This window comes from Candidatus Brachybacter algidus (genome assembly GCF_016707225.1).
Lineage (GTDB): Bacteria > Bacteroidota > Bacteroidia > Chitinophagales > Saprospiraceae > Parvibacillus > Parvibacillus algidus.
This window is the reverse complement of sequence record NZ_JADJID010000003.1, coordinates 463,388-477,124: the sequence shown is the minus strand read 5'-3', so window position 1 is coordinate 477,124 and position 13,737 is coordinate 463,388. Positions and strand designations below refer to the sequence as shown.

13 protein-coding genes and 1 pseudogene are annotated in these 13,737 nt (G+C 34.0%); 4 read left to right on the top strand and 10 right to left on the bottom strand.

What is annotated here, in order from left to right:
• Positions 1 to 120: 120 nt before the first annotated feature.
• Both IPI15_RS11905 and IPI15_RS11900 read right to left on the bottom strand, forming a co-directional pair.
• Positions 121 to 1,431: an APC family permease gene (locus IPI15_RS11905; RefSeq protein ID WP_287420450.1), complete on the bottom strand. Its 1,311-nt coding sequence runs from the start codon at positions 1,429 to 1,431 to the stop codon at positions 121 to 123.
• A gap of 20 nt (positions 1,432 to 1,451) precedes the next feature.
• Positions 1,452 to 2,258: a sterol desaturase family protein gene (locus IPI15_RS11900; RefSeq protein WP_287403856.1), complete on the bottom strand. Its 807-nt coding sequence runs from the start codon at positions 2,256 to 2,258 to the stop codon at positions 1,452 to 1,454.
• Positions 2,259 to 2,837: 579 nt separating this feature from the next.
• Here IPI15_RS11900 and IPI15_RS11895 point away from each other — a divergent pair.
• Positions 2,838 to 2,993 (top strand): hypothetical protein, encoded by a 156-nt coding sequence (locus IPI15_RS11895; RefSeq protein WP_287403858.1) that lies wholly within the window; start codon positions 2,838 to 2,840, stop codon positions 2,991 to 2,993.
• A 32-nt stretch (positions 2,994 to 3,025) separates the two neighbouring features.
• On the opposite strand, the gene IPI15_RS11890 is transcribed toward IPI15_RS11895, so the two are convergent.
• The 5 genes from IPI15_RS11890 to IPI15_RS11870 form a co-directional block, all read right to left on the bottom strand.
• Positions 3,026 to 4,240, bottom strand: a complete 1,215-nt coding sequence (locus IPI15_RS11890) for a dioxygenase family protein (protein ID WP_287403860.1) — start codon at positions 4,238 to 4,240, stop codon at positions 3,026 to 3,028.
• A 191-nt stretch (positions 4,241 to 4,431) separates the two neighbouring features.
• Positions 4,432 to 4,737 (bottom strand): ribosome hibernation-promoting factor, HPF/YfiA family, encoded by a 306-nt coding sequence (gene hpf, locus IPI15_RS11885; RefSeq protein WP_287403862.1) that lies wholly within the window; start codon positions 4,735 to 4,737, stop codon positions 4,432 to 4,434.
• A gap of 11 nt (positions 4,738 to 4,748) precedes the next feature.
• Complete coding sequence (locus IPI15_RS11880) at positions 4,749 to 5,633, bottom strand: pirin family protein (protein ID WP_287420448.1); 885 nt, start codon at positions 5,631 to 5,633, stop codon at positions 4,749 to 4,751.
• Position 5,634: 1 nt separating this feature from the next.
• Positions 5,635 to 5,949, bottom strand: a complete 315-nt coding sequence (locus IPI15_RS11875) for a phosphoribosylpyrophosphate synthetase (protein WP_287403866.1) — start codon at positions 5,947 to 5,949, stop codon at positions 5,635 to 5,637.
• A gap of 36 nt (positions 5,950 to 5,985) precedes the next feature.
• Positions 5,986 to 6,561 (bottom strand): MliC family protein, encoded by a 576-nt coding sequence (locus IPI15_RS11870; RefSeq protein WP_287420447.1) that lies wholly within the window; start codon positions 6,559 to 6,561, stop codon positions 5,986 to 5,988.
• Positions 6,562 to 6,916: 355 nt separating this feature from the next.
• On the opposite strand from IPI15_RS11870, the gene IPI15_RS11865 reads away from it, so the two are divergent.
• Together IPI15_RS11865 and IPI15_RS11860 are read left to right on the top strand one after the other, a co-directional pair.
• Positions 6,917 to 7,258: a winged helix-turn-helix transcriptional regulator gene (locus tag IPI15_RS11865; protein ID WP_287403869.1), complete on the top strand. Its 342-nt coding sequence runs from the start codon at positions 6,917 to 6,919 to the stop codon at positions 7,256 to 7,258.
• Between the two features lie 65 nt (positions 7,259 to 7,323).
• Positions 7,324 to 9,561, top strand: coding sequence for an FUSC family protein (locus tag IPI15_RS11860; RefSeq protein ID WP_287420446.1), 2,238 nt, complete (start codon positions 7,324 to 7,326; stop codon positions 9,559 to 9,561).
• A gap of 617 nt (positions 9,562 to 10,178) precedes the next feature.
• Here the strand turns inward: IPI15_RS11860 and IPI15_RS11855 are convergent.
• On the bottom strand, positions 10,179 to 11,426 hold the full coding sequence (locus IPI15_RS11855) for an amidohydrolase family protein (RefSeq protein ID WP_287403873.1): 1,248 nt from the start codon (positions 11,424 to 11,426) through the stop codon (positions 10,179 to 10,181).
• 283 nt (positions 11,427 to 11,709) lie between these two features.
• On the bottom strand, positions 11,710 to 12,177 hold the full coding sequence (locus IPI15_RS11850) for a DIP1984 family protein (RefSeq protein WP_287403874.1): 468 nt from the start codon (positions 12,175 to 12,177) through the stop codon (positions 11,710 to 11,712).
• Between the two features lie 579 nt (positions 12,178 to 12,756).
• Between IPI15_RS11850 and IPI15_RS19855 the strand changes: the two are divergent.
• Positions 12,757 to 12,941, top strand: a pseudogene (locus tag IPI15_RS19855) (group II intron reverse transcriptase/maturase); the annotation flags it as partial.
• A 110-nt stretch (positions 12,942 to 13,051) separates the two neighbouring features.
• Here the strand turns inward: IPI15_RS19855 and IPI15_RS11845 are convergent.
• A complete protein-coding gene (locus tag IPI15_RS11845) occupies positions 13,052 to 13,573 on the bottom strand; it encodes a cupin domain-containing protein (protein WP_287403875.1) in 522 nt (173 codons plus the stop codon).
• Positions 13,574 to 13,737 lie beyond the last annotated feature (164 nt).

Below are 13,737 nucleotides of genomic sequence, written 5' to 3'. Positions count from 1 at the left end.
GCATTAACTTCATTTAGTGATTTTTGTTTAAACAATGCATTTGTTAGCTAAAAAAAGGTAGTGATTTGGGTGCGCTGTTTGTGCATTCCTACTATCCCGTCACTAAAGATGCGTAGAACATCAATACATTTTCTTTAACACTTTCATCAAAAAGTAAATAAAGGAAAATGTAACAATAAAAATCACCATACTTAATAGCTCTTGTCCTGATAAATTGGCAAGTAGCCATACAATAACAGACATTGCAAGTAAGGGTATTGTAAAGCCTCCTGGAACCTTAAAAGTTTTTTCGGATGGCGGTGAACCAGCTTTCCTAAGTTTTAAAGTGGCTAATACAGCTCCCAAATAAATGATGAGTGCTGAAGCACTTGCTATGATAGCAAGTTGCTTGAACCCACCGAAAATTGCAAACAAAAGTCCTAATGATGCATAAAATAAAATAGCAATATAAGGGGTATTAAATCGGGGATGTATATTGGATAGTGCTTTTGGCATCAAGCCATCTCTTGCGCCAGCAAAGAGGATACGAGGCACTGATAATATTTCACCGCCTAATGCGCCAAGCATGGATATGACTGTGGCAATAGTTATCAATATTATTCCACCTTTACCGAAAACAATGCCTGCTACTGCGGCTAATGGAGCATCTTGATGTGCAGCAATTGTTCCTCCAAGTACTCCTTGTGTAACCATCTGAATAGCCAAATAAATGATCAAAACACAGGCGATTCCTAAAAATATTCCGAGCGGTACCGTCCTCTTTGGATTCTTTATCTCGCCACCGTTGCTAAGGGGTGTTTCAAATCCCATAAAGGCGAAAAACAAAAGAAGAGATGCTGACCCTATATTGTCGACAGTAGGAGTAATGGTCCAGTTTAAGTTTTCTCTTGAAATAAAACTTGCTCCAACAATTACTAAGATCAGTAACGGAATAAGTTTTCCAAATGCTGTAAACTCAATGAAACGAATTCCGTTTTTTACACTTCTAATATTGAGTAGTGCAATCCCACCAAAGATTAAAATAAAGAAGGCTATTCTAAAGATCTCATTGTTAAGTGAAGGAAAAAAATATTTCAACGTGTCAGCTAACGCATTAGCAATTGCTGCATCTGAAATTACACATGCCCCAAACCAATAGATATTATTGGCTAAGAAACCTGCATATGGACCAAATGCAGTTTCGATGTATTCATAAACTCCTCCGCTTGCAGTCGTTTTGCTACCTAATTCAGCAAAACACAAAGCAATTAAAAAAATAAGTATACCGCAAACGATATAAGTGACCACTGCAGCTGCTCCTAGTGTTACTGCTATAAGCGCCGGAATTACAAAAATGCCTGTACCAATGGTTTGGTTGATAATCGCCAAAGTGAGAGAACGTACTCCGATTTCTCGTTCAAGGTTTTCTTTTACTGAATCTGGATTCATCATATTTTCTATATTTTGTTAATTCATTTATCAAATCGCTTTATGTTAATAAAGGGACTTATCAACGAATACCAAAAACTCTGTTTATTAGTACCTTCAAATTCTATTAATCCATATTTAATATTGTCTACCGGTAATTCTTTAAAAGTTCCAAAAAGTTTGTCCCAAAAAATGAATACATTTCCATAGTTTGAATCTGTATATATCTGGTCTTGATGATGATGAACTTTATGAAAATTTGGGGTAACAAAGACCTTTCCGAAAAATGAGTCAATCCATAAAGGAAATCTAAAACTACTATGATGGGCAATAAATAAAGGCATATATATAATCCATCGTAGCACAATGATGTTTATATCCAAACCAAATGCAATTCCGGCTATTATAACTGAACCATTATCTAGAAAGACATCAAAGGGATGAGCTCTAAATGCAGTGGAGCTATCCATTTTAGTATCGCTATGATGAACTCTGTGCAAACGCCATAACAAATGCCATTTATGATAAAGCCGATGTGTCCAATAACTAATGAAATCTATTACAATAATTCCAACGAGAATTTTTAAAATGTAAGGTAATTCAAGATGGTTGAGTAACCCTATTTTATTCTTTGCCACCCCATCAAAAATAATGACAAAAATAGAGCCAATTAAAATATTCAGAATTATGTAACCTGCCTGAAGAATAAAATTATTGAATAGGTGAATACTGTTTTTCTTCATTGCAGCACCATTTTCCAATAATTGCTCGATTGTAAAGAAAATTGCAAGTAAAAACACAAACATTTTGTCAGTATCTATACTTGTTAGGCTTTCAATAATATTGTTCATTTATGTTTCTGTCTGGTTTTGGTTGTGCGGCACAACGTAGTTTTCTTATTTTCAATAATCATGTGATTCAAGCTTGCATTATTTTTCAAAAAAGTTTCGTGCGTCTAAATAAACATTAATCAAAAGAAATAAAGAGCAAGTCAGGACGAAAATAGGTAAAAACTGTCCGAAAGTTGCGTTTTACTTATTGAAGTGTGTATAACAAATTGCACAAAACTGAAAAAGAAAAGCTTACCGAATAAAGATTCCTCGCTTCGCTCGGAAAGACACTAAGCCGATGGTATAGGGGTATAAAATGGGTCGGCGCAGCCACCCCATTTTATACCCCCTCCAAACAAAGGTTATGTCATTCCGACAGAAGGGAGGAATCTTCCAAATTGTTATACATACCTTATTGAAGTGAAAAATTGCACATTGAGTCCAAATTTATTTTTCAGTCTTGTGATTTATTTACTCAGGTTGCGGTAGCTAATAAGCCATAGCAGTTGCTGCAGCTGAGTGGAAGTCCCGGACTAGATTATCGCAACTGAATGGAGTGGATAATCATATGGGAGCTATCCAATTAAATAGTATATCTAAATGCTGAATACTATCAACAAATTCGGTCAAGTTAGTGAGGATGCTGTAGATTCTTGTGATATAAAATATTTGAGAAATCTCTTAATTAAAGGGGAGGAGCGTAGCATGCGGATGCAGGTTGTTGTGAGAGGCGCAGACATCGGAGTGATTTGGTGAGGGCGTCTACAGGATTATGCGCTGCCCTTTTCTCAATCGTGTTTTGGTTCCGCCAAATCAAAAAACTCATTTTTTGTTTTGTCCAAAGTTTGTGAAATCAGATTGAAGTTTTCTTTTGTGGGTTTTAAGTCAACGAATTTATCAATTATTGCTCTATTTCTATAAATTACAAACGTATTCTCCACTTCTGGATTTATTTTATTAAGGACTGCATCACTTTCCTTGTCGGAAAATGATGGAATGAAGGTTAAAGCGGTGTTCTTAATATTAAGTTCATTCCCCAAACTTTCTAATTCCTTTAGTCTTTTTTCTTTGTTGTAATTTTTCTCATTGCCATAGACAAAATAGACTTTCAAATATTTACTGCGACTTACGCTTTCAAGTTCTAAAAAAGTAAGCCACTTTTTAATGTTGACCCAATTTGAAGTATTGCCAACGAAATAAACTATTCCGTGAAATCTTCCATATTTACAAACTGGACAAGTTCTAGTTCCTTTATCTGGTCCGAATGCGTGGAATGGTGTAAATGAAGGATTGTCTTCGCCAATTTCAAGTCCGGAATTCAGTTTCGATTGATTTATTTGGGGATAGTTTGGAATATTGAGCCCTAAAATGATATTGTGTTCTGCTACTTGCATATCTTTATCAATCAGCACTCTTAAAACTCCACTTCCACCTCGATTTTCGAGTGCTTTTCTTTTATTACCTGATAACAAGATGTCGTCATCAAAAACAAATTCGTCAATGTAGTATTCGTCCTTGATGTTTGGTTCTTTTATAGAAGTATGAATGTGTGCAGGTATATCATCATTTGGATAAGGTGCCGGACGAATTGTATAAATTGAATATTTTCCGTTTTCATCCGATTTTACCCAACCCCTAATATGTCCATGTCTTTTTGCATGTTCATCCATTCCTTCTTTTGGGGAATAATATCCATTGTTGTCCGTTTGCCAATAATAAATTACAACGTTCGGTGCTGGAATTTTGCCGCCAATTTTAAAGACTGTTCCTGTTATCAAAATTTTTTGACCTTTTTCTTTCCAGCCTGCGCTTGTGTCAATTGAATTAATATTTTTTGGCATTCCAACGTACATCAATTCGCAACCATCACAGCCACCACCAACTATTTTATTCTTTTGAGTTGTGTTTTGTTCTGTCTGCGATTTCTCTTTTGTCTGTCCGTTACAGCTTGATAAAAAGCTAAACATAATTACAAATAGTCCAAATTTAAATAGTCGTTTCATTTTTGCAATGTCGGTTTTAGGATTACGAAGCACTAAACTTTCAGTTAAGTACAAAATTTGAAACGAGCCACAAGCCCAGAATTCAATACTGTTTCGTCTATTCTTTATATACATTTTTATGCAATCACCTTATTATCATCTACATTAATGTATTCGCCTTTCTTTTCAATAATAACATTGCTCAATAAATATTATAACTTTTCTAATTGTCTGCGCAACTTGTCCTCTACATCGGTCAAAAGTGCGTGGAAATTATCGCCATATTCTGAGGCGAATGGGTCATTGCCAGGAACACCTAAACGTATACTTACTTGTTTTTGTTGAGTTTTCTTTTCAGCTTTATCCTCAAGGTATATATCTGCCCATTCTATTTTGTCATAAAATCGACTAAGACGTGTGATAGTTTTACGTATCGTGTCCTTAATATCGTCTCCAATAGAAATATCTACTGCTTGAACATTTATCTTAATTCCTGTAATATTTTCTGTGTATTTCATATTTTTAAATTTTAATTTCTTTTGTATGTTGGATAAGGAATATATTCAGTTTCATCGCCTTCAATTTTAGGAAATTCTTGTGCTTCCCATTTTTGTTTGGCATCTTTGATTAGTTCTTTGCTCGATGAAACAAAGTTCCAGTCGATAAAGCGTTCCTCAGGAAATGGTACGCCACCAAAAATGTAAATGGTGGTGTTTTCTTTAATGGTAAATTCACAAAGTGTACTATCTTTTGCCACTAATAATTGGTTAGGTTCATAAATATTACCTTCATTTTCAATTGTTCCTTCCAGAATATATAAACCCGATTCGCCATAAAGCTGATCTCCAATATTTACAGTACGTTTTGTTTTGCTTTTTATTTCAAGCATATACAGTTTGCTAAAAACTGGGACTGGTGACTTTCGTCCAAATGCTTCTCCAGCAACCAATTTAAATTGTAGATCTCCATCTGTCCATGTTGGGATTTGCTCATGACCGATATGAAAAAACGCTGGTTCCATTTGCTCCAAATGTTTTGGTAAGGCCACCCATATTTGAAAACCGTGCATATTTAAAGGGGAATTCCTTAAATACTCAGGCGTTCGTTCTGAATGTACTATGCCTTTTCCTGCAGTCATCCAGTTTACTGCATCGGGCTTAATTTCTACTTCATTACCTAGCGTATCACGGTGCATTATACTACCTTCTAAAAGAAAAGTTAGCGTTGAAAGTCCAATATGTGGATGCGGTTGAACATCAAAGTTTTCCCGCTCATTCATTTTAACAGGTCCCATATGGTCAATATAAATGAAGGGCCCCACCATTCTTTTTTGACGGAAAGGCAGTAAGCGCCCCACCATAAAATTACCTATGTTAACTGCTCTTTCTTCTATTATTAGTTTTATGTTAGACATATTAAAATTTTCGTTCTGGCATGTTCAGTTTTTGAATCAACTTAAAAGATGCATAGTCTGCATAAACACCATAAGCGTTTACTAAAAGACCTTTTATTTTACCATCTGTAGAGGAAATGGCATATAAAACACTTTCATTATCAACGTCTGACATTTCTTGAAAACGGTGTTTTTCCTCTATCTCAAAATCTTCGGGTTGCAATTGACATTGGTTTTCTTGACACTCTATACATTCTTCCTTCATGTTGAAATTATAGGTATAACCTTTTTTTGTAAGGTCGTTGACGGCAACGGATAAGCTTGCGTATTTTCCCATGTTATTATAGTATTTTATGTGATAGTTAGTTCTAGTTTAATTCTTAAAGACAACATCTCCATCTTTTGACAAAGTATACGAATTGCCTTTACCTCTGAGTTCGTAGCGGTCATTTTTATACCAAATTCCGGAAGCTGCCTTTTCTTCAACCAATTCTATCTGCTCGCCACCATTTAAATAAGCTTTCACAGTTCCTTCCGTGTTGTTGAAAGTCAGATTCAAAACGTCTTTCTGACTCTTTGCTTCTATATTCACAATATCATCTTGATGCTCAAAAATTACGATTCCATCTTTTTTTAGGGTTATATCGTTACCTTTTCCCCGTAATTCATATTGCTCATTTTTGTACCAAATACCAGACGCTGGTTTTTGTGAAATCAATTCGATAGTTTCATTATTAAAATTTAGCGTTGCAGTTCCTGCCATATTATTAAATAGAAATTCTAATTTTTTACCATCTTGGTTGATTGAGGTGGCTTTAGTAATCCCATCTGAAACATTCTCAATTGTTTCTATGTTTTTCTTTTCTGCACCCTCTTTTCTTGTGGATTCTTTACAAGAACCTATAATCATTGCAATTAGTAATGCAATAGTTAACGTTTTTTTCATCATTTTATCTTTTTAATACTTTAAATCAATAATCGAAAATTATTATTTGTTTTCCGTGATAAATCCATACAGTATCGTATGAAACTGTTGACACAAATTTATCTGCGTCGCCACTACTAAATGCGGCAAACATATTTTCTACTACTTTTTTTGCTGAATTTTTCATTTTTATAATTTGATTTTTGATACTAAAACAAATATAGGATTAATTAAGTGTATATTTGTCATACATTGCCTTTTGGGAAGTGGTTTCCTCTTTGGAACTACCCACTAAGTTAGTTAAGATATCGTTCAATACTTTTGTAAAATCAATGAGAAAAAAATCAATAATTAACGAAACCCTATTTGTCAAGTTAGAATGCAGGAAATAAGTGATGCAATGAGTATTTTGTCAGGTAAATGGAAATTTCATATTTTCGGAACTTTAATTGAGGGAAATAAATTAGGTTTTGTGCATTTGTTAAGTGAAGTTGACGGTATTGGCACAAAAATCCTAACCAAAGAGCTGCAAGAGTTAGAGATAAATCGTCTATTGACACGAAAAGTAATGTATACAAAGCCGATAACTGTTGAATATTTTATTACGGAATGCGGAAAAACATTATCTCCAATAATTAAAGAATTGGCAAATTGGCGGATAGAATATAGGCAATCAGTTTATCGCTCACAGCCTGCATGTGCTCTTTTTGCATCAGTCTAGCTTACTTCTTTCCAAGGACATCAGTAACTTGCAATAACCCATATTTAAAGTCATAACTCATTTTTTTGAATACTGTTTCACTTTTTGTCTCCGAGAAATTTAAGTTACTGCAACAGTACTTAAAAAGCACGAGCTTTTCTAAAGCTGCTTTAATTGGCATTGCTATTACTGTGCCTATTATCGTGGGCATTGTAATGGATAAATTAGACATTGGTCTTGCTATTTGTTTTGGAGCCTTCTGGTGTTCGCCAAGTGATGTGAGTGGGAATTTAAAGCACAAACAAATTGGTATTGCTTTTTCAACCCTTTTAATAGTTTTTGTTAGTTTTATTGGTGGTCATCTTCAAGTCTCAAATTATATTCTTTTCCCTTTTTTAGGTGTGCTTACATTCTGCATAGCGTTTATTTCCATTTACGGTTTCAGAGCTTCGATGATTAGTTTTTCCGGTTTATTGGCTTTGGTATTAAGTTTTTCTTACAACCCGGAAACGCTGGATGCATATCAATCTGCCTTATGGATTGGTACAGGTGGTTTGTGGTATTTAATATTATCTACTAGTTGGTTTTACCTAAACCCAAAAGCATTTACTGAAGAAACACTTCACAATATCTTTCTACTTACCGCTGATTTTTTAGACACTCGAAAACAACTTATCGGTGAACAACCAAATAGAGAAGTGTTACAAACAAAACTCATCAACTTAAAGATTGAGCTAACCGAACTGCACGACAACTTTCGTAAAATTTTAGTTTCTAACCTTAAAAACTCTGGTAAATCCAATTATCACCGTAAACTATTATTAGTATTTGTCGAGTTGGTCGAGCTTTTAGAAACTGCTATAGCAAACCCTGTAAACTATAATAAAATGGATGTACTTTTTGAAACACATCCTGAGTTTAAAGCTGATTTTCAGAAGCTGATTTCTGAATTTTCATTCCAATTACGAGCTATTGCAAACCAAATAAACAATTCAAAAAAAATCTCTTCAAACAAAGTGCTTTTCAATGAATTTAAAAATCTTGAACTTGATATTCTAAATGTAAAAGATGAAACTAAATCTGAAGATTACGAGCGTTATTTAATGCTTCAAAACTTTTTGGATTATCAAAAAAAGCAATTCGAGAAGCTTAAAAAAATCAAATGGTTGTTGGGTAATCCTGAGTTAACTTCGGCAGAATTAGTACCTACAGATGAACTTAAACGTTTTATAAATACCCAGGATTACAATCCTAAACTTATCCTTAGAAACTTCAGCTTTAGGTCTACTATTTTTAAGCACTCACTTCGTTTAGCCATTACAGTTATGTTGGGCTATGGTATTGGTCTATATTTTGATTTGCAAAATCCATATTGGATAATATTGACCATAATTATTATAATGCGGCCGAGTTATGGACTTACAAAAAACCGTTCAAAAGACCGTGTTATTGGTACATTAATTGGGGCAGTTATAGCGAGTGGTTTAGTCATTTATATAAGTAACATTTATGTATATGGTGCTTTAGGCGTGCTATGTTTAGTTCTTGCCTTTTCCATTCAAGAAAAAAACTATAAAGCCGCTGCAGCGTTCGTCACCTTGAATGTAATTTTTATATATGCCATTTTAGAGCCAAACATTTCAAAGGTCATTCAATTTAGAGTTATAGACACTATTATTGGCGCAGCATTATCTTATATAGCCATGAGATTGCTTTTTCCGGCTTGGTCATTTATGGAAATTGGTGATGCTATGAAAGATGGGTTGAAGGCCAATAACGCTTTTTTTACATCCATCAGCAAATATTATCAAGATAAAGGCAAGGTGCCTACTAGTTTAAAAGTGAACCGAAAAGAAGCGTTTTTACAAATGTCTAACTTAAGTGCGGCATTTCAACGTATGGCTCAAGAACCAAAATCGAAGCAAAACCATTTTGATGACATCTATGAACTTGTTGAAATTAATCATAGTTTTTTAGCTTCGCTGGCATCGTTGAGTTCTTATATTCAAAATCATAAAACAACAGCAGCCTCGGAGGAATTTATAATGATTTCAGAAAAAATTCAAGCAAACTTGGACAGGATTTGTTCTCAATTAAAAGCTATAGATTTTGAATCTAAAATAATAAATTCTAATCCATTAAATGTAATAAACGAATCAGAACGCCTTAAATTTTCAATAGAACACCTTACTAATAAAACCATAATAAATACAGAAAATGTACGCAATCATCAAGAAGCACATTTAATTTGGGAACAGATGTATTGGTTGTTTTTATTGAGTGAAAAAATGTTGAAATTGACACTTAAATTTGAGGTGAATTAAATTTTAAAATTCCGAAGTATATTGTTCTAAATGATATCATTTACCATTTTAAAAACAACCTACCTATAACGCATATTGCAATGGATAGTCCTGAAATTGGTGTAATGTTTTTTTTTAAATCGGCCATCATTGATGTTAGTGCGGCTTAAGGCATTAACTCGGCTAGTATTCCCACAAACATTATTGATGCCATTAAAATCATAACTAAAGTTTCGGAGTTGGTTATTGAATTGATAATCAATAATATATATCAATTTGTAAATGCAGGAAATAAACAGCTGTATACCAAATCGTTAGTTTTATTCTTAAAATTCTTATTGTTTTTTAAATGGTTTCATTTGCAGGACTCATTCATCGAAGTTTCATTCTGACTTCTGACTTCTAACTTCTAACTTTGATTGAGCAATAGCAATACTTTAAGAGTTTATTTATAACGCCGAAACTTTAGATCATAATAAGCTACGGAAAAGATTTACTAGCTTTTTCTGAAATATGTTGTGTGTTCATAGCTTCGTTTTTATAACTAATGGAGATATTGTAATTACTTCAATCAGTTATATTAAATTTTTTTTATAAAATAATCCATTCAAGTACTGAAAGATTACTTGAATTTAAAATTAAAGACTTAGAGGAATATCATATGGTATTTCTTTTTTACGGAATAAGAAATTACCATTACGTACAGATGCAAGCACATCTACTCGTCTGCGAATAGCCTCATAAACCGAACTTTCATTTAAAACAATGAAGTTTGCTGCTTTACCCACTTCTAAACCATAGCTATTTTGAATGTTTAAACAACGTGCTCCATTATAAGTTATTAGATCAAAATTTGTTTCTATTTCTTTTTTAGACATAATTTGAGCGAGGTGAATTCCATTATCAAGAATGTTCATCATATTACCATTTCCCATTGGATACCAAGGATCGTTGATGGAATCTTGTCCAAAAGCAACGTTTATTCCAAGTTCCATAAATTCCTTTACCCTTGTCAAACCACGTCGTTTTGGATACGTATCTTGGCGACCTTGGAGATAGGCATTTTCAGTAGGCAAAGAGATAAAATTCATCTTACTTTTTTTGAATAAATCCAGCATTCTATAAGCGTAGGAATTGTCTGCTGAACCAAACGAACATGTATGGCTTGCGGTAGTTTTAGTACCAAAATCTTCCATAAGCACCAAGGCATTAAGGATTTCGACAAAACGGGAATTGGGATCATCGGTTTCATCACAGTGCACATCAATCAATTTATCATATTTTAAAGCAAGCTTAACTATATCGTGAATAGATTTTTCTCCAAATTCTCTTGCAGGTTCATAATGTGGAATACCACCTACCACGTCTGCCCCCATTTTAAGTGCTTCTTCCACTAAATCACGTCCACCTTTATACATGTACATGCCTTCTTGTGGAAAGGCAACAATTTGAATATCAACCGTATCTTTCAATTCTTCCTTCATTTCTAGCATTGCTTTTAATGCTGTAAATTTTGGATCGGTAACATCAATATGTGTTCTAATGTGTTGTACACCTTGAGAAACTTCATCTTTAATTCCCTTCATAGCCAATCGTTTTACACTTTCTACTGTTAGTGTTTTTTTGAATTGCGGCCATAACTCGATAGCTTCAAAAAGCGTTCCAGAACCTGCTCCTTCTTGTCCTAATTCAGACAAAGTATATACGTAATCTAAATGTAAATGTGGATCTACATAAGGTGGAAGAACGAGTTTTCCATTAAGGTCAATTTCTTCATCACAATTAGGTAAATTAGTTCCTATTTGAGTAATCTTACCATTATCAATAATCATTTCATTTGCTGCTTCGTTGCGATAAAGTTTCGCATTGAAAAACTTCTTTTTCATGTTTGATTATTTAAAACTAATTAAAAATTTTACTACCGAAACTTGAGTAATTAAAATCAATTTCCAATTAAACAGATTTAGATAAAAGAATGATTGGTCAGTACCTGGTTGTAAATTTTACACTGTACACTTGTAATCTGTAAGCAGTAATGGGTCTTAAACAATACATTTTTGCCACAACCCAAGTAGCTTGCATTTGGTAGTGTTTTCAGTTTGCCCAGAAAACTACCAAGAAAAAGGGCTGGCACTCACCCCAATCACCCCAATTATTCCACCTTTCGGCTTAATCTTTTAACTCTGTAAGCCAATTTAATTCCTGAATTTTACTATCGATCTCTCTAAAAGCTCTTCCTGTTTGATCCATTTCAGTTTGTAACTTCTTAATGTCAATGGTTGTTTTAAGGTTGGCATCACCACTATTATCTATTTGAGCAGCATACCTAATATTTCTTAATTTTTCAGAAAGCATTTTTAATGAATCTCTTTTAACAAGTGCCTCCATTAGCGAACCTTCTCCATTAATATTAATTTCATTATTTGTCTTATTGATTCTAATCACCAAGATTTCTAAATCTTGAATTGCGGTTCTCAATTCAGCTATTAGCTTTGTTGGATCCTCTTGGGGTTTTTTGTCATCTGATACTATAAGAACAGGTCTTATTCTATTTTGAATATGTTCAATTTTCTTCATCAAATCTGATCGTAACAAAAGTGCCTCGGCAAGTTTCATTTTATTATTTTTTTCTGACATACTTTAGCTTTAAAAAATTAACTAATTATTGCTTTGGACATTTAGATAGTGGATTATTATCTGGCTCAGGTGCCCATTCATTATTAGTTGACATATCGAAATTATTTACTTCATCCAAAGATAAATCTAATGCTTTTGCAACACTTCGTCCATATTCCGAATCAGCTTTATAGCAGTTTTTTATATGACGAATTTAAATGAATTTTTATGCATCACCTACTTGAGCTGCTGATTGTGTGTGTCACTTATGGCAAACTCCTCTGTAAAAGTAGCACAATTCAGAGAGAGAAAGGTTGTTAGAAAGAACATTTATTAACTATGGAGTGAAAGTCTCGGGTGTGCGGGGTAATGAACCGAAGCACTAGCAAGTAAAATACCCGGAACTTTAGTAATGTTTATGAAACAAGTTTTGGGGTAAATTTCTTTTACCAAAGAATTAAATAGTTTTTCATGTGACAAATGGGGTAAAAGTGGTTTTTAAAAAATATTTATTTGAAATTTCGGATACGGATTCGTGTCGAGTTACAAGAAAGGAAAACGCTGTAAATATCAACTAGTAGTAAGAAAAAGTCTGTGTGAAAGAGGAAGAACCTCATACGACTGGGATTAGATCCGGATCATGCGTATGCATGGAGCAAGACGAGGAAGGGAGGCTGGCGCATAGCGCAAAGCCCCATACTCGGAACTACTGTATCCGTTAATCGTCTGAAGTCGCGCCTTATATCTCCATGCTTGAATACTATCAACAAATTCGGTCAAGTTAATGAGGGCCCTGTGCGTGATCCACACTCAGGGTGGTGTGAGAGGCACAGACATCGGTGTATTCCGGTGATGTCATCTACTCTATTAGCGGTTCGTTGTTTATTGATTAATTTCATTTATATTTGATAACCAACTTGTCCCACCCTGAGAGTTTGCCCATTATAGTAACAATTCCATTCGTGATAATCTCAAAGAATACAGGTCTAACTCTTGAAAATTCTTTTAGTCCAATTCGTGGAACTAGATAAAAGTATTTCATCATATTCATCATGCTATCGGGCTTTTCATTGTCAAGAGTAGAAAGTATTTGAAACATTCTATGAGTGTCAGCACAAGGCGAATATGTTACAGTCATACTGGCTTGTCCTTTAATCGCATTAGTTACAGAATGAATTATACCTCTTGGCACAAAAAATTCTTCGCCAACTGTTTTAATTATTTTTTCGCCATTGACTTCAAATAGAACTTCTCCTATCATTATTTTGAAATGTTCGTCCATGTGAAAATGAACATGAGGGGGGACTTTTCCGCCTGCTTCAACTGTCCAATTCATAACAAAAGAATTTTCATCATAGGATTTTGGGTAGAATACCTCTTTTCCAAATTTTATTGGTCTAAAAATGTCTGTTGTCATAGTTCAATTTATTATAGGTTAAAAAACTATAATTCATAATTTGATTGTTGTTGTGTCGTATGTTACTTTGACTGCTAACGTTCCGCGGCTACAAGAAGTGGCGAACTTCGGAACGAATTATTTTCTGTTAAAGATAAAAATTCTTGCGAAACGCGAACATGAAC

Coding starts and splice junctions, on each gene's coding strand:
- IPI15_RS11905 (WP_287420450.1), bottom strand. CDS start 1,431: ATGATGAATCCAGATTCAGTAAAAGAAAACCTTGAACGAGAAATCGGA.
- IPI15_RS11900 (WP_287403856.1), bottom strand. CDS start 2,258: ATGAACAATATTATTGAAAGCCTAACAAGTATAGATACTGACAAAATG.
- IPI15_RS11895 (WP_287403858.1), top strand. CDS start 2,838: ATGCTGAATACTATCAACAAATTCGGTCAAGTTAGTGAGGATGCTGTA.
- IPI15_RS11890 (WP_287403860.1), bottom strand. CDS start 4,240: ATGAAACGACTATTTAAATTTGGACTATTTGTAATTATGTTTAGCTTT.
- hpf (WP_287403862.1), bottom strand. CDS start 4,737: ATGAAATACACAGAAAATATTACAGGAATTAAGATAAATGTTCAAGCA.
- IPI15_RS11880 (WP_287420448.1), bottom strand. CDS start 5,633: ATGTCTAACATAAAACTAATAATAGAAGAAAGAGCAGTTAACATAGGT.
- IPI15_RS11875 (WP_287403866.1), bottom strand. CDS start 5,949: ATGGGAAAATACGCAAGCTTATCCGTTGCCGTCAACGACCTTACAAAA.
- IPI15_RS11870 (WP_287420447.1), bottom strand. CDS start 6,561: ATGATGAAAAAAACGTTAACTATTGCATTACTAATTGCAATGATTATA.
- IPI15_RS11865 (WP_287403869.1), top strand. CDS start 6,917: ATGCAGGAAATAAGTGATGCAATGAGTATTTTGTCAGGTAAATGGAAA.
- IPI15_RS11855 (WP_287403873.1), bottom strand. CDS start 11,426: ATGAAAAAGAAGTTTTTCAATGCGAAACTTTATCGCAACGAAGCAGCA.
- IPI15_RS11850 (WP_287403874.1), bottom strand. CDS start 12,177: ATGTCAGAAAAAAATAATAAAATGAAACTTGCCGAGGCACTTTTGTTA.
- IPI15_RS11845 (WP_287403875.1), bottom strand. CDS start 13,573: ATGACAACAGACATTTTTAGACCAATAAAATTTGGAAAAGAGGTATTC.